Genomic DNA, 14,922 nt, shown 5'->3' on the forward strand with positions numbered 1-14,922 from the left:
CTTCATGAGCGATAGTGACGGCAAAAAGACATTGGGCCTGCGGGGTGCGCCTTCGCGCCCTGGTAACGTAAAGCAAAGCTTTAGCCACGGACGGACGAAAAACGTCGTGGTCGAGACCAAGCGCAAGCGCGTTGTGGTGCCCAAACCTGCTGGCGCAAAAGCCGGCGGCGGTAGCAATCCATCGCTCGGGGATCCCTCCAAGCGTCCGGCAGGCATTACGGATTCCGAAATGGAACGCCGGCTGAAGGCGGTTCAGGCGGCCCGCGCCCGCGAGGCAGAAGAAGCCGAAGCACGTGCCGCTGACGAAAAGGCCCGCGCGGAAGACCGCGAGCGCCGTCGTGCCGAAATCGATGCGAAAGAAGCCGAAGAACGCGAGCGCGTCGAAAGCCTGAAGGCGAAAGCCGAAGAGGACGAGCGTCGCAAACAAGAAGCGGAAGCTGCGGCAGTCGCTGCATCAGCACCCGCAGCGGCCCCCGCCGCACCGCGTACGCCAAACGTCAAATCTGGCGTACCCACACCTGTGGTACGCAAGAAAGAAGGCGACCGCGAGGAAACCAACAAGCGCAACAAGGGTGGCGACGATAGCCGCCGTTCGGGTAAACTGACGCTGAACCAGGCTCTGTCCGGTGGCGAAGGTGGCCGTCAGCGCTCTATGGCGCAGATGAAGCGCAAGCAGGAACGTCAGCGCCAGAAGGCCATGGGCGGTTCGGTCGAGCGTGAAAAGATCGTGCGCAACGTCAATCTTCCGCCGGCGATTGTTGTCTCCGAGCTGGCCAACCGTATGGCCGAACGCGTCGGCGCGGTTGTCAAAGCTTTGATGACCAACGGCATGATGGTGACGCAGAATGAAACCATCGACGCGGATACCGCCGAACTGATCATCGAGGAATTCGGCCACAAAGTCGTACGCGTTTCTGACGCCGACGTCGAAGACGTGATCAAAGAAGCCGAAGACGATCCGAAAGACCTGGTTTCGCGTCCTCCGGTCATCACGATCATGGGACACGTTGACCATGGTAAAACATCGCTGCTTGACGCGATCCGCAAAGCCAAGGTTCAGACCGGCGAAGCGGGCGGTATCACGCAGCACATCGGTGCCTATCAGGTCACAACCGACAATGGTCAGGTTCTGAGCTTCCTCGATACACCGGGCCACGCGGCCTTTACCTCGATGCGGTCGCGCGGTGCGCAAGTCACCGACATCGTTGTGCTGGTCGTCGCTGCGGATGACGCTGTGATGCCTCAGACGATCGAAGCGATCCACCACGCGAAAGCGGCAAAAGTGCCGATGATCGTGGCGATCAACAAGATCGACAAATACGAAGCCAACCCTGACAAAGTTCGCACCGATCTGCTGCAACACGAGGTCATCGTCGAAAAGATGTCCGGTGAAACGCAGGACGTCGAAGTGTCGGCTGTAACGGGTCAAGGTCTGGACGAACTGCTGGAAGCCATCGCGCTGCAGGCGGAACTGCTGGAACTGAAAGCGAACCCGAACCGTGCCGCGGTTGGTGCCGTGATCGAAGCGCAGCTTGACGTGGGCCGTGGCCCTGTCGCGACTGTGCTTATTCAAAATGGTACCCTGCGCCAAGGCGACATCTTTGTTGTGGGCGAGCAATACGGTAAGGTACGTGCGCTGATCAACGACATGGGCGAACGCGTCACAGAAGCCGGCCCGTCGGTGCCTGTCGAGGTGCTTGGCCTCAATGGGACACCAGGTGCGGGCGACGTGTTGAACGTGACCGAAACCGAAGCGCAGGCGCGTGAGATCGCAGAATATCGCGAAAAAGCCGCCAAGGATAAACGCGCTGCGGCCGGTGCGGCGACGACGCTGGAACAGCTGATGGCGAACGCCAAGGTGAACGAGACCGTCAGCGAGCTGCCTTTGTTGATCAAAGCAGACGTGCGTGGCTCTGCCGAAGCGATCGTGCAAGCGATGGAGAAAATCGGCAACGATGAAGTCCGCGTACGGATTCTGCATTCGGGTGTCGGTGCGATCACAGACACTGATGTCGGCCTTGCCGAAGCATCGAACGCGCCCATCATCGGCTTTAACGTCCGTGCAAACGCTTCTGCCCGTGCCTCGGCGAACCAAAAAGGCGTCGAGATCCGTTATTACTCTGTCATCTATGACATGATTGATGATGTGAAAGCGGCAGCGAGCGGCCTGCTGAGCAACGAGATCCGCGAACACTTCATCGGCTATGCGTCGATCAAAGAAGTGTTCAAAGTGACCGGCGTTGGCAAGGTTGCGGGCTGTCTTGTGACCGAAGGCAAAGCAAGCCGCGCTGCTGGTGTTCGCTTGCTCCGCGAGAACGTTGTGATCCACGAAGGCACGCTGAAAACGCTCAAGCGCTTCAAGGATGAAGTTTCCGAAGTACCGTCAGGCCAGGAATGTGGTATGGCGTTCGAGAACTACGAAGACATCCGCCCCGGCGACGTTATCGAGATCTTCACACGTGAAGAAGTCGTCCGCACGCTCGAGTGATCTAAACTTCGTTCGATATTTGATGATCAGAAGCCCGGTTGAATGTCCGGGCTTCTGTCGTTTCAAACACCCGTTTATCCTCGTTAAAGCTCAGCCGGTCGACACAGACCCGATCGTCCGCGATTTTGATGACGTTGAAGTCGTTCGGCTCTCCGCGTACTCGCGACGATAGGCTCGTCCCCGCGTGCAACTGGATCGCAGTCGTTCCGCCAGATTCCACGGTGAAGTTTTCCGCGTGCCACGTGTGCAAGTGCCCCGAGAGGATCAGGTTCGCCCCGCAAGACAGCAGTTTTTCCAGCGCCACGTCTGCGCCGGGGATCGGTTTCTTTTTGGTATGGTTGGGATGCTGTAGCGGATGATGAACGACCAGAATACGTGCCTTGCGCGCGGCGGTTTCATCCATGGCTATACAGGCGTGGGCAATCCGCCCCGCCGTCAGCTTCCCTGTCTGCCATGAAAACCGGTCGACCGAGTTGATGCCGATCACCACCATATCGTCGTTTTCGAACCGTGGGGTAAGGTCGGTGTTGATCCACTTGCGGTACCGGCGCCACGGCATAAAGAACCGTTGAAAGGGGCGGTCCAGCAACACATCATGGTTGCCCGGCACGCCTAGAACGGGTGCATTGAGGCGCTGGATAAAGTTATGTGCTTCTTCAAACTGGCTACGCCGTGCGCGTTGCGTGAAATCGCCCGATATTGCGACGATATCCGGCTCAAGCGCGTTCACGCAGGACAACAGTGGTTCCAGCAGATCCGGTCGGTCTTTGCCAAAGTGTAAATCGGATAGGTGCACCAATGTGCTCATCTTACAACCTCGTTGAATTCGGCGGGCACGATCAATTGCAACGCCTCGCGCTGCATCTCTAGCTTGAACGGACCTTTCATGCGGGTCAGTTCTCCGTCGCGGGCGACGGGGCGTGATTTATGCGCCATCTCAAGCGTGATCTCGTTCCCGCAGTGCATTTGATAGTCGGTTTCCCGTTTCGCAACGCCAAACGCCAATGCTGCAGCGTGTTTGAACAGGCCCCATCGGTCTGTGTCCGGGGCTACCAGCAGCACCATGCCGCCCTTGGCGATACAATCTTCGCCGCTGAGGCCCATCTGGTTCAACTGAAAGGCGTTGCTGATCGCAAAGACCAAAGGGGTCCGGTGTTTAAACGATTTTCCATCGACTGTGACTGTCAGTTTAAGAGGCGCACGAAGCGTTGCCAACGCCTTAACCACCGACCAATAGGCGGCGATTCGGCTGCGGCCCCAGCGATCGTATATGCCTTCGCGGGTTTTCAGAATGGCGGCATAGGCCCCGATGCTGGCGTTGTTCAGGAAGACGTTGCCGTTGATCTTGGCGATATCCGTGGGCCGCAACGCACCATTGGCGATGACATCGACAGCTTCATCCACCGTTTCGGGCAGGTTCAAGGAGCGCGCGAAATAGTTGAATGTCCCCGCAGGAATAATGCCCATCTGATTGGGCACATTCGCCAGCCCCGCGGCAACGCCGCTGATTGTGCCGTCCCCACCAGAGGCGACAATGGTCGCGTCGGGGTTATCCTCGGCTGTAGATTGCGCCAACTTGCCAAGATCCGCGCCATTGGGCGAAAATTCAACGAAGCTGACGGGAATGTCGTGGTGTTCAAACCGGTCTGAAATACGGGACCTGCGTTCTATCCCGTCTTTGCGGCCAGAGCCCTTGTTTAAGATAACGATTACGCGCGAAGGCTTCATGTTTGATCCATCCTTGATGACCTAAGCAAACGCTTGGGAAAGAGGATGGTTCAGATGTTTCGCGGCAGTTTGGTCTCTCGGCAGGTCAGCTTTGGCGCTGAATCGGCTTGCCTGTGTAGATCGCGTTATCAACCTTAACCGTTATGCGGCCATCGGGCATGTCGCGCACAAAAATACCCTGGACTGAAACCGTAGACCCGATTGTGATTGTACGTAGCATTACTTCCTCCTCGAAGAACCAGCAGTTGCATCTTTATAGGCGACTATTTGCTCACGTCTAGCAACAAAAAAGTCGTTAGCGCAGCATTTTAACGCTTAGAGAAACAGAGGCGCAGGGGCGCTGGCGCTACAGCCAGTCGCGCAGGATCGGGATCAGTGGAATGTCGGCGGGCGGCATGGGATAGTCCCTTAGCGCATTGGCACGGACCCATTTCAGGGTCTGTCCTTCGCGCGCCTGCGGTGTGCCATTCCATTTGCGGCAGGCAAACAGGGGCATCAGCAGGTGAAAATCATCATAGGCGTGGCTGGCAAAGGTCAGCGGCGCAAGGCACGATGCCCAAGTGTCGATGCCCAGTTCTTCCTGCAGCTCGCGGATCAGCGCGGCTTCGGGTGTTTCGCCGGCCTCGACCTTGCCGCCCGGAAACTCCCAAAGACCAGCCATGGATTTGCCGGGCGGGCGCTGTGCCAAAAGCACGCGCCCGTCCACATCGATCAGGGCAACCGCCGAGACCAATACAATCTTCACGAACGATAGTCCGCGTTGATTTCAATATAGCCGTGGGTCAGGTCGCAGGTCCAAACCGTTGCCTTGCCGTCGCCAAGGCCCAGATCAACACCGATGGTGATGTTCTGACCCTTCATATGCGCCGCCGCTGCCTCTTCCGAGTAGTCGGGGCTGCGCCAGCCGTCTTTTGCGACCTCGATATCGCCAAAGCGGATCGACAGACGATCCCGATCAGCCGCGGCACCGGATTTACCGATCGCCATAACAACGCGGCCCCAGTTCGGGTCTTGGCCGGCAATCGCGGTTTTGATCAGCGGTGAGTTGGCAATGGCCATGCCGTGCGTTTTGGCATCCGCATCCGTCGCGGCACCTGTGATGGCGATTTCAACGAATTTGGTTGCCCCTTCGCCGTCTTGCACGACCTGATGCGCAAGGTTCAACATAACGCGGTGCAACGCATCAGAAAACGCTTCGCTTTCGCTCGCATCCACGCCCGACGCGCCGGTCGCTGCAAGGATCAAACTGTCGGAGGTCGATGTGTCGCTATCCACGGTGATGCAGTTAAAGGTGCTATCCGTGTGAGTGGACAGCATCTTTTGCAGGGCAGGTTGGCTAACAACTGCGTCGGTAAAGATATAGACCAGCATCGTCGCCATATCCGGCGCGATCATACCCGAACCCTTCGCAATCCCAGCGATAGAGACTGTTTTGCCGTCAATCTCGACCTCGGCACGCGCCCCTTTGGGGAAGGTATCCGTGGTCATGATCGCCTTGGCGGCATCCGAAATACCCTTGTCGGACAGCGCGCCCTTGAGGTCGGCGAGAACAGCCGTGATCCGGTCGTGGGGCAATGGTTCGCCAATCACGCCGGTCGACGAGGTGAAAACCCGCGACTGGGGGATGTTGCACACATCGGCAACCGCGGCGGTAATCGCCTCGACTGCGGTGACGCCGCCTTTGCCGGTAAAGGCATTGGCGTTGCCAGAATTGACCAAGATCGCAGCGCCCGTATCCGATGTCGCGCCGATTTTGGCCTGACAGTCCAGAACAGGGGCCGCACGGGTGGCAGAGCGGGTAAACGCCCCCGCCACCGTAGAGCCGGGAGTCAATTCAGCCAGCATCACATCCGTGCGGCCTTGATACCGTACCCCCGCCGCGATGGTGGCAAAACGCACACCATCAATGACAGGAAGATCAGGAAAGTGATCGGGTGCCAGCGGGGATACAGCGGTGATCTTGCCCATTGATTACTCCAACAAGCCCAGGTTGGTCAGAACCGTGGGATCAACTGCTTCAGCAGCCGAACGGTCAACATCTGCGGCTTCGGTGGTTTCTTCAATCAACGCTTGTGCTTTGACTTGGCGCACCTGAGTTTCCAGCTCGTCTTTTACTTCGTCGAGCGCAGGCGCTTCTTTCTGGCGCTTCTCGTCCAGTTTGATGACATGCCAGCCAAACTGGGTTTCAACCGGTTCGGATACAGCACCGACTTCAAGCTCGGCGACAGCGGTTTCAAACGCGGGCACCATCATGCCGGGCCCGAACCATCCCAGAGTACCGCCTGCAGGACCGGAGGGACCCGTGGATTTTTCTTTCGCCAGCTCGGCGAAATCCGCACCCTCATCAAGCTCGGTCTTGACGGCTTTGGCATCTTCTTCTGTCTCTAGCAGAATGTGCGACGCGCTGAATTCTTCGGTAGGCTCTGCCGCGGCATAGGCTTCGTCATAGGCGGCTTGCAACTCTTCTTCGGACACGTCCTGTGCCATCGCTTTTTCGATCACTTCGCCGGCGATCAGCTGGCGGCGTTCGTTTTCCAGCGCCAATGTAATGCGCGTTGGCAGATCGCCTTCGTAATCCTGCGACAGGGCGGTTTGCTGCACGAGCTGGTCCAGAATGCCCTTGAACAGAACCTCTGGCGGCAGTTGTTGATACTGCTCTGGCAAGGTGGCGCGGGCGATAATCATGTTGCCGATCGTGATATTCGTGCCGTTTACCGTCGCGACCACTGTTTCAGCAGTAACGGCCATTTGTGCATCGGTCTGCGCATCGGTGTTTGCGGCAGCGTCGTCCTGCGCAAAAGCGGGCAGGGCAAGCGAAGCTGCCACCATGAATGGTGCCAGAAAAGTGAGAGGTTTTTGCATGTATCTGTCCTTGGTTTGGCAGCCGCAAAGGGCTGCTACATTGACACGGTTTAGTGCGACCCTTACATCGCCCTATGGGCGCGGCCTTGGCGCACGTTCAGTCTTGTATCTAGGGGCTGTCCGGCGGCTCGGCAAGCAGATGGACGCCTAGGAACTTAACTTCGGCAGGAGATTGCATGCTGGGCATCGGAACACTCGCCAAAAAAGTCTTTGGGACCCCAAACGACCGTAAAATCAAGGCGACCCGCCCGCTGGTTGAACAAATCAACGCGCTGGAAGACGAATTCTTGGCTTTGACCGACGACGGTCTAAAGCAAAAAACAGAAGAGCTGCGCAAGCGGGCAAACGATGGCGAAAGCCTGGAAGACCTGCTGCCGGAAGCCTTTGCAAACTGCCGTGAAGGCGCACGCCGGACCTTGGGTCTGCGCGCCTTTGACACGCAGTTGATGTCCGCGATTTTCCTGCATCAGGGCAATATATCCGAGCAGAAAACCGGTGAAGGTAAAACCCTGACCGCCACGCTGGCCGCCTATCTGAATGCGCTGACCGGCAAGGGCGTGCATGTGGTGACGGTGAACGAATACCTCGTGAAGCGGGACGCCGACTGGATGGGCAAGGTCTTTGCCTCGCTGGGGCTGACCACCGGTGCCGCGGTCTCTGGCATGACCGAAGAAGACAAACGCGCCGCGTATGAATGCGATGTGACCTATGCCACGAACAACGAGCTGGGCTTTGATTATCTCCGCGATAACATGAAATCCGAGCTGAGCCAGATTTTCCAGAAGCAGCACAACTTTGCCATCGTGGATGAGGTCGACAGTATTCTGATCGATGAAGCACGGACGCCACTGATTATCTCTGGCCCGTCGCAAGACCGCTCCGAGATGTATAAAGTCGTCGATGATGTGATCCCGCTGCTTGACGAAAGCCACTACGAGCTGGACGAAAAAACCCGCAATGTGACCTTTACCGACGAAGGGAACGACTTCCTCGAGAAAGAGCTGCTGAGCCGCGGCCTGCTGGAAGAAGGGTTCACGATGTATGACCCTGAAAGCACCACGGTCGTGCACCACATAAACCAGGGTTTGCGGGCGCATAAGCTGTTCATGCGCGACAAAGATTACATCGTGCGCGATGGCGAAGTGATGCTGATCGACGAATTCACCGGGCGCATGATGTCCGGTCGCCGTCTGTCCGACGGTCTGCACCAAGCGATCGAAGCGAAGGAAGGCTGCCAGATCCAGCCTGAGAACGTCACGCTCGCGTCCGTCACTTTCCAGAACTATTTCCGACTGTACAACAAGCTCGCCGGGATGACCGGTACGGCCGAAACCGAAGCCGAAGAATTTGCCGAGATCTACGGTCTGGGTGTTGTGGTTGTGCCGACCAACGTGCCGGTTGCACGCGTTGACGAAGATGACCAAGTCTATCGTTCCGCGCTGGAAAAATATCAGGCGATGATCGAAAAGGTCAAAGAAGCCAATGCGATAGGGCAGCCGGTTCTGGTCGGTACCACGTCCATCGAAAAGTCCGAAATGCTCAGCCAGATGCTGACCGAAGGGGGCATTACGCATAACGTTCTGAACGCACGCCAGCACGAACAAGAAGCCCAGATCGTCGCAGATGCGGGCAAATTCGGCGCGGTGACCATTGCCACAAACATGGCCGGTCGCGGCACCGACATTCAGCTGGGCGGCAACGTAGAGCTGAAGGTGATCGAAGCACTGGACGCCGATCCAGAGGCCGATCCCGTTGCCATTCGTGAAAAGATCGAGGCGGAACACGCGGACGAAAAGAAAAAAGTGCTGGAGGCCGGTGGCCTTTATGTTCTGGCCTCTGAACGTCACGAAAGCCGTCGGATCGATAACCAGCTGCGTGGTCGTTCCGGCCGTCAGGGTGACCCGGGCCGCTCGTCGTTCTATCTGTCGCTCGAGGACGATTTGATGCGTATCTTCGGGTCGGAACGGCTTGAGAAAGTGCTGACCACGCTTGGCTTGAAAGAAGGCGAGGCGATTGTGCACCCTTGGGTGAACAAGTCGCTCGAACGGGCACAGGCCAAGGTCGAAGGTCGCAACTTTGACATTCGCAAACAGCTGTTGAAGTTCGATGATGTGATGAATGACCAGCGGAAGGTCATCTTTGGCCAGCGCCGCGACATCATGGAAGCCGCGGACCTGCAAGAGATTACGTCGGACATGCGCGAACAGGTGATCGACGATCTGATCGACCAGTTTATGCCTCCGAAAACCTATGCAGATCAGTGGGATACCCAGGGGTTCCAAGCGGCTGTTGTCGAGCAGTTGAACCTGAACGTACCTGTTTCGGCCTGGTGTGAAGAAGAGGGCGTGGACGACGAAGTGATCCGCGAACGTCTGATCGAGGCCAGCGATTCCATGATGGCACAGAAGGCTGAACAGTTCGGCCCAGAAAACATGCGCAACATTGAAAAGCAGGTGTTGTTGCAGGCGATCGACGGCAAATGGCGTGACCACCTTCTGACGCTAGAGCATCTGCGGTCGGTCGTGGGCTTCCGCGGTTACGCGCAGCGGGATCCGTTGAACGAGTATAAAAACGAATCCTTCCAGCTGTTCGAAAGCATGCTGGACAGTCTTCGGACCGAAGTGACGCAGAAACTGGGGCAAATTCGTCCGATGACGGAAGAAGAGCAACAGCAGCTGATGTCACAAATGCAGGAACGTCAGGCGGGTGCACAGGTTGCAGCTGCGCAGGCGGCCGAAGAAAACAGCGCAGCGCCGGCGGCTACGGAGACTACGGCGGCTACGGAGACTGGATCGACAGCCGTTGCTGGGTTTGACGAAAATGACCCGACCACATGGGGCAACCCTTCGCGCAACGACGAATGTCCCTGCGGATCGGGTGAGAAATTCAAGCATTGCCACGGCAAGCTTGCGTAAGTGACAGCTCCAAGGCCGTTTCGCGGCCTTGGAGACCGCTCCCGGCGGCAGGACCGTACGGTGGGGTAAGATTTAGGTAGGGTCAGTAGACCAAGCTGCGCTGTCCAATAAAGGAGAGCGACATGCCAATTACTGACAATTTCAGTGACTATACCGCAGGATTAACCGGCCCGATTTGCGGGGCCTTTGATGTCGTGCCAGATGATGCCGCTGACCTGGCGCAGGTCACGCGGGGCTTTATGGTTGGTGGGGCTGGCGATGTAGCGGTGACGCTCAAAAGCGGGGATGCGATCACGTTGGTCGGGTTGGTGGCCGGGGTCGTCTATCCGTTTCGGGTCGCGCAAGTACGGGGCACCGGTACGACGGCCACGGGGATCAAAGGGTTGGTTTAGCGCGCAAGCCGATTGCCACATACTGTGGCCATTGCTGCGCCCCCTTAATGACCGGTGGGGCGCAGCATAATGGGCAGGGTCCGTGCGATGATCTGTAGATCACCGGCCAAGCACATCTGCCGCGTATAGCGTTCATCAAGCGTTGCGCGTTCATCAAACAGCATCACCCCGCGCCCTGCGACTTGCCATAGACCGGTGATGCCGGGGCGCACCGATTGATACGCGCCACGTGCATCCCCATAGCTGTGCAACTCGCTGCGCGTCACAGGGCGCGGTCCGACCAACGACATATCGCCCCGGAGGACATTCCAGATTTGGGGCAACTCGTCCAAGCCCGTGCGCCGCAGAAAATGGCCGCCGGGGATGACACGGGGGTCATTTTTCAGCTTTTGGTACAGGGCCCATTCCAGCGCGTGGTCCGGTCGCGCGGAAAGAATCGCCGGCAAGGCGGCCTGAGCGTTGGGTACCATTGTCCTGATTTTCCAACAGAGGAACGGTTTGCCCGCCCGTCCGATCCTTGGATGGGCATATAGACCGCTTTGCCCGTGAGCGGCCATAAAGCAGCACAACAGAACGATCAGCAGCAGTATCAAGGGCAGCAGCACAAGGCTGACCGTTAGATCGAACAGCCGCTTTCCTACGCGTTGATACAGCAGCCGGCCCACGTAGGAACCGCCGCCCCGTCTTATCCCTACCTCGATAAACGCCATCATCACCCCGTGCTTTTAACCAACAAATAAAACCGGCGACTTTGCCGATGTGTCAGCTAAAGCAGAGGTATCCTAAGGTGTGGTTAAAGCCGGGCCGCTATCAGATCAGGCGTAGTTGAATTCGACCTCACCATTATGGATCGTTGCGGCGGTCAATTTGTCGGTTGCGTAGGCTCCGGTATCGATCGAAACAACGCCGCCCTTGACCATAGGCGTGTCGACAATCGTATGCCCGTGCACGATCCACATACCGTCGCGACGGCGTTTGCGCCCGAAATCCTCATGCCCCCAAAGCAACGTGCGGCTTTCCTGATCCTTTATTGAAATCAACGGGTTAGCCGCGGCGTGAACAAAGGCAACATTGCCGCTGATCCAAGAAGTTGGCAGGTTGGTCACCCAGTCGACCAGCGCGTCGCCCATGGCCTCGCGCAGGGCATCACGGGCCCGCTCAAGCTCGTCTCCCGAAGAGGTTTGCGATACGCCCGAGACGTCAAAACTCGATAGAGTTTGCAGCCCGCCGTAACGCAGCCAGCGCTGGCCATTCTCTTTAGGATTATCAATAAACTTTAGCATCATCTGCTCGTGGTTGCCCATCAGCGTTATGATATCCGGCTGGCTGTGCAGGGCGCGCAAGACCTGCGCGCTTTGTTCGCCGCGGTCGACCAGATCACCGACACAGATCACCCGCGTATCGGGGGAGGGCTCAGGGAGCCGTTCCAGCAAATCAAAACGACCGTGGATATCGCCAATCGCGACCACGGGTACGTCCGGCGTGATGGGGTCGAAATGCGGTTCCGGCTCGGGGTCTGGTTGACGGCGTTTAAACCAACGGTTTAGCATAGTTTTTCAAGCGTCCTCTGTGTTGCAAAACTGGCGCAACGTAATGGTAAATCCGTTGACTGGCGGCACACAAAGTGTAGTCCAACTCAAACTTCTCTACGGTCCCGGTATTGGAAACAGTTAATTAATAGGCAGGTTGTCAGATGCAAGGCCACTTGAGGAAACTCGCTTGTACGATGTTAGCCGGGGTGTTCGGCGTTGTCAGCCTTTCCCAGTCATCTGCCCAATCGCTGTCGACCTACGGGACACCCGGTCTGATCGAAATGCCAACGGCCCGTGTGCTGAAGGATGGCGATCTGGCATTTACGGCCAGCGCCTTTGGTCCAAACTACCGGTATTCCGCGACCTTTCAGGTTTTGCCGCGCCTTTACGGTACATTCCGCTACTCGCGGATCAAAGATATCAGCTCCAGTGCGATACTGGACGGCGATACCTTTGACCGCAGTTTTGACGTTCACTACCAGATTTGGGACGAAACCGATGTGCGCCCCGCGTTTGCTGTGGGCCTGCGCGACTTTCTGGGTACCGGTATCCTGAGTAGTGAATATTTCGTTGCCACAAAAAGCTTTGGCTCAAAGTTGGAAGTAACCGGCGGCTTGGGCTGGGGCCGTCTTGCGGGGCGGAATTCATTTTCGAACCCGTTCAGTGTGCTGTCCGAACGGTTTGATACACGATCAGCCGGCTTCACCGGCACCGGGGGGCAGCTCGAAACCGGCAACTGGTTCAGCGGTCCTACCTCTCCCTTTGTCGGCGTGAAATGGAACCTCTCTGATCAAGCGACGCTGTTTGCGGAATACTCGCCCGATGAATACACGCGGGAATCGGTGAACACCGGTATCGACGTGTCTTCGCCGATCAATGTGGGGCTGGAGTATCGGTTCAAGAACGGCGTGAACCTCAAGGGGTTCGTTGTGGGTGGGCATGAGGTCGGCGCGCAACTGAGCTATATCATCAATCCCAAGACCCCGTCGGTTCCCGGTGGGTTGGAGCAGGCCCCGCGGACGGTCGGCGCACGCAATCGGTTGGCCATTGCAGAATGGAATAACTCGGCTGCGGGTGGTGGGCGTGATGCGGTAGAGACTGTGTTGCAGCGCGTGCTCGCGGAAGATGGGCTGGAGCTGCAAGGGTTCACCATGTCGGGCACCCGCGCGACGGTGCGTGTTGAGAATAGCCGTTTCAATAACGAAGCCCAAGCGGCGGGACGCACAGCGCGGGCCATGGCGGTGACACTGCCGCCCGCTATCGAAGAATTCACCGTCGTTTTCCTTGAACGCGGCGTGCCGCTTAGCCAGATCGTCACGCAGCGGTCTGATCTGGAAGAGCTGCAGTATGATTATGACGGCGCGTGGCGCAGCTTGGCGCGGGCGCGTTTGGAAGACGGACATACGCAGGGACGTGATGGGGAGCTGACGGATATTTATCCCGTGTTCGACACGTCTATCGGTCCTTATGTGGCGACATCTTTTTTCGACCCGAACAGCCCGATCCGGGCCGATTTTGGTGTCCAGCTCAAGATGGATTACCGGCCGCGTCCGGGCCTGACCTTTGCCGGTCGGTTCCGGTACCCGCTGGTGGGCAATATCGCCGATTCGTTCCGCGTGTCTAATTCGGTCATCGAACCTGTGCGTACGAATGCTGTGCGCTATGCCAAAGAATCTGATCTTGAGGTTAACAGCCTGACGGCGGAGTATCTGTTCCGTCCGGGCAAGGACCTGTTTGGCCGCGTCTCTGCTGGGTATCTCGAAGGGATGTTCGGCGGTGTTTCGACCGAAGTGCTGTGGTACCCGATGGCCAGCCGTCTCGCGCTTGGTGCGGAGCTGAACTATGTCAAACAGCGTGATTTTGACATGTTGTTCGGGTTCCAGGATTACGACGTCGTGACCGGTCACGCTTCGGCCTATTATGATCTGGGTAACGGGTTTTACGGCCAGCTTGACGTGGGTCGCTATCTTGCGGGCGATTACGGCGCGACGTTGTCACTGGATCGCGAGTTCAACAACGGGTTCAAGGTTGGCGGGTATTTCACGCTGACGGATGTGTCGTTTGACGATTTTGGCGAAGGGTCCTTTGACAAAGGGCTGCGGTTCGAGGTGCCTCTGTCGTGGATCACCGGTCGTCCGTCGCGTACGAAAATCCAACAAACCATCAAACCGATCACCCGTGACGGTGGCGCGCGTCTTGCTGTAGCCAACCGTTTGCATGGGGTCGTGCGCGATTATCGCGGCAAAGAGCTGCGGGACAGCTGGGGGAGATACCTGCGATGATCTTACGTGCGCTTACCCTCGGGTTATGTCTGGCGGGCCTGTCCGCCTGTAGCGAAAGCAAAGGCCTGCTGGCACGTGGTGTCGCGGTTGCTGTGGACGACGATTCTGTTGTGCCCAAGACCTCGCAAGGGTTCCCACCGCGCTTTGCAGCGCTGGTGCAGGACACCTCTATCCCCGCGCTGCTGCTAACGGTGGAAAACCGAAAGCAAACTGGGCGTATGTTGCGCGAAGCGCGTGTGAACGGCGTCGATACGTGGCTGAGTTCGGATTTGACAGCACTGATGTTGGAAGACGGTATGCTGCAAGGCACGCGCGGGCTTGGCTTTGAGTTATTTGCAGCGGATGTGTCCGAGCCCAAAGCGTTGATCTTGTCCGGGCGTGGCGGTTATTCCGACCGGCTGCACAGCAATCTGACGGGGACCGATGAAATCTCTACGCGGGCATACCGGTGTTTGGTCGAAACTCAAGGCAGTGCAACACTGGCGCTTGAAATCGGCACAGTGTCGACGCGTAAGGTGACAGAGGATTGTAAAAGTCTGGACCAGTCGTTTCGGAATACGTATTGGGTCAGTGTAAATAGCGGTGCCATTGTTCAGGCGCGGCAATGGGCTGGCGACGAAGTCGGGTATCTTATGACCAAGGCTGCTGCACGCTAGTTTAACCGGGGCCGAACCTGTCTGGGGGCGAGGTGTCACATGATGAATGGGAGTATTGAAGTGCGAT

At 57.6% G+C, this 14,922-nt stretch carries 13 protein-coding genes; 5 read left to right on the top strand and 8 right to left on the bottom strand.

Translation table 11 applies throughout. The annotated features are described in order from the left end of the window. The first annotated feature begins 4 nt into the window (after nucleotides 1-4). Complete coding sequence (infB, locus tag ACVBAU_RS02090) at nucleotides 5-2,488, top strand: translation initiation factor IF-2 (protein ID WP_448327602.1); 2,484 nt, start codon at nucleotides 5-7, stop codon at nucleotides 2,486-2,488. Between the two features lies 1 nt (nucleotide 2,489). On the opposite strand, the gene ACVBAU_RS02095 is transcribed toward infB, so the two are convergent. From ACVBAU_RS02095 to ACVBAU_RS02120, 6 genes are all read right to left on the bottom strand, one after another. After that, the gene (locus ACVBAU_RS02095; RefSeq protein ID WP_448327603.1) at nucleotides 2,490-3,296 is read right to left on the bottom strand and encodes a metallophosphoesterase family protein; all 807 of its coding nucleotides are present in this window, start codon (nucleotides 3,294-3,296) and stop codon (nucleotides 2,490-2,492) included. Continuing rightward, on the bottom strand, nucleotides 3,293-4,216 hold the full coding sequence (locus ACVBAU_RS02100) for a diacylglycerol/lipid kinase family protein (protein ID WP_448327605.1): 924 nt from the start codon (nucleotides 4,214-4,216) through the stop codon (nucleotides 3,293-3,295). Before ACVBAU_RS02100 ends, ACVBAU_RS02095 begins: the two co-directional genes overlap by 4 nt. Before the next feature lie 85 nt (nucleotides 4,217-4,301). Then, nucleotides 4,302-4,436 carry a hypothetical protein gene (locus tag ACVBAU_RS02105; RefSeq protein ID WP_448327607.1) on the bottom strand — a complete coding sequence of 45 codons (135 nt, stop codon included), beginning with the start codon at nucleotides 4,434-4,436 and terminating at the stop codon, nucleotides 4,302-4,304. Between the two features lie 126 nt (nucleotides 4,437-4,562). Further along, on the bottom strand, nucleotides 4,563-4,961 hold the full coding sequence (gene mutT, locus ACVBAU_RS02110) for an 8-oxo-dGTP diphosphatase MutT (RefSeq protein ID WP_448327608.1): 399 nt from the start codon (nucleotides 4,959-4,961) through the stop codon (nucleotides 4,563-4,565). Beyond that, nucleotides 4,958-6,184, bottom strand: coding sequence for a bifunctional glutamate N-acetyltransferase/amino-acid acetyltransferase ArgJ (gene argJ, locus ACVBAU_RS02115; protein WP_448327610.1), 1,227 nt, complete (start codon nucleotides 6,182-6,184; stop codon nucleotides 4,958-4,960). Before argJ ends, mutT begins: the two co-directional genes overlap by 4 nt. 3 nt (nucleotides 6,185-6,187) lie before the next feature. Further along, on the bottom strand, nucleotides 6,188-7,078 hold the full coding sequence (locus ACVBAU_RS02120; RefSeq protein WP_448327612.1) for a peptidylprolyl isomerase: 891 nt from the start codon (nucleotides 7,076-7,078) through the stop codon (nucleotides 6,188-6,190). Between the two features lie 176 nt (nucleotides 7,079-7,254). On the opposite strand from ACVBAU_RS02120, the gene secA reads away from it, so the two are divergent. Beyond that, the gene (gene secA, locus ACVBAU_RS02125; protein WP_335744747.1) at nucleotides 7,255-9,993 is read left to right on the top strand and encodes a preprotein translocase subunit SecA; all 2,739 of its coding nucleotides are present in this window, start codon (nucleotides 7,255-7,257) and stop codon (nucleotides 9,991-9,993) included. A 122-nt stretch (nucleotides 9,994-10,115) separates the two neighbouring features. Beyond that, complete coding sequence (locus ACVBAU_RS02130; protein ID WP_335744748.1) at nucleotides 10,116-10,385, top strand: spike base protein, RCAP_Rcc01079 family; 270 nt, start codon at nucleotides 10,116-10,118, stop codon at nucleotides 10,383-10,385. A gap of 44 nt (nucleotides 10,386-10,429) precedes the next feature. Here ACVBAU_RS02130 and ACVBAU_RS02135 read toward each other — a convergent pair whose 3' ends face one another. Next, a complete protein-coding gene (locus ACVBAU_RS02135; RefSeq protein WP_448327615.1) occupies nucleotides 10,430-11,098 on the bottom strand; it encodes a sugar transferase in 669 nt (222 codons plus the stop codon). Between the two features lie 102 nt (nucleotides 11,099-11,200). Beyond that, nucleotides 11,201-11,935, bottom strand: a complete 735-nt coding sequence (locus ACVBAU_RS02140; RefSeq protein WP_448327617.1) for a metallophosphoesterase — start codon at nucleotides 11,933-11,935, stop codon at nucleotides 11,201-11,203. A 176-nt stretch (nucleotides 11,936-12,111) separates the two neighbouring features. On the opposite strand from ACVBAU_RS02140, the gene ACVBAU_RS02145 reads away from it, so the two are divergent. Both ACVBAU_RS02145 and ACVBAU_RS02150 read left to right on the top strand, forming a co-directional pair. Beyond that, on the top strand, nucleotides 12,112-14,199 hold the full coding sequence (locus ACVBAU_RS02145; RefSeq protein ID WP_448327619.1) for a YjbH domain-containing protein: 2,088 nt from the start codon (nucleotides 12,112-12,114) through the stop codon (nucleotides 14,197-14,199). Next, nucleotides 14,196-14,855, top strand: a complete 660-nt coding sequence (locus tag ACVBAU_RS02150; protein WP_448327621.1) for a YjbF family lipoprotein — start codon at nucleotides 14,196-14,198, stop codon at nucleotides 14,853-14,855. The genes ACVBAU_RS02145 and ACVBAU_RS02150 overlap by 4 nt, the downstream gene beginning before the upstream one ends. Nucleotides 14,856-14,922: the final 67 nt, after the last annotated feature.

It is taken from the genome of Sulfitobacter sp. M13, from assembly GCF_053474885.1.

Excerpts from the sequence above, each read along its gene's own strand:
- infB (WP_448327602.1), top strand. The coding sequence starts at position 5 with ATGAGCGATAGTGACGGCAAAAAGACATTGGGCCTGCGGGGTGCGCCT.
- ACVBAU_RS02095 (WP_448327603.1), bottom strand. The coding sequence starts at position 3,296 with ATGAGCACATTGGTGCACCTATCCGATTTACACTTTGGCAAAGACCGA.
- ACVBAU_RS02100 (WP_448327605.1), bottom strand. The coding sequence starts at position 4,216 with ATGAAGCCTTCGCGCGTAATCGTTATCTTAAACAAGGGCTCTGGCCGC.
- ACVBAU_RS02105 (WP_448327607.1), bottom strand. The coding sequence starts at position 4,436 with ATGCTACGTACAATCACAATCGGGTCTACGGTTTCAGTCCAGGGTATT.
- argJ (WP_448327610.1), bottom strand. The coding sequence starts at position 6,184 with ATGGGCAAGATCACCGCTGTATCCCCGCTGGCACCCGATCACTTTCCT.
- ACVBAU_RS02120 (WP_448327612.1), bottom strand. The coding sequence starts at position 7,078 with ATGCAAAAACCTCTCACTTTTCTGGCACCATTCATGGTGGCAGCTTCG.
- secA (WP_335744747.1), top strand. The coding sequence starts at position 7,255 with ATGCTGGGCATCGGAACACTCGCCAAAAAAGTCTTTGGGACCCCAAAC.
- ACVBAU_RS02130 (WP_335744748.1), top strand. The coding sequence starts at position 10,116 with ATGCCAATTACTGACAATTTCAGTGACTATACCGCAGGATTAACCGGC.
- ACVBAU_RS02135 (WP_448327615.1), bottom strand. The coding sequence starts at position 11,098 with ATGATGGCGTTTATCGAGGTAGGGATAAGACGGGGCGGCGGTTCCTAC.
- ACVBAU_RS02140 (WP_448327617.1), bottom strand. The coding sequence starts at position 11,935 with ATGCTAAACCGTTGGTTTAAACGCCGTCAACCAGACCCCGAGCCGGAA.
- ACVBAU_RS02145 (WP_448327619.1), top strand. The coding sequence starts at position 12,112 with ATGTTAGCCGGGGTGTTCGGCGTTGTCAGCCTTTCCCAGTCATCTGCC.
- ACVBAU_RS02150 (WP_448327621.1), top strand. The coding sequence starts at position 14,196 with ATGATCTTACGTGCGCTTACCCTCGGGTTATGTCTGGCGGGCCTGTCC.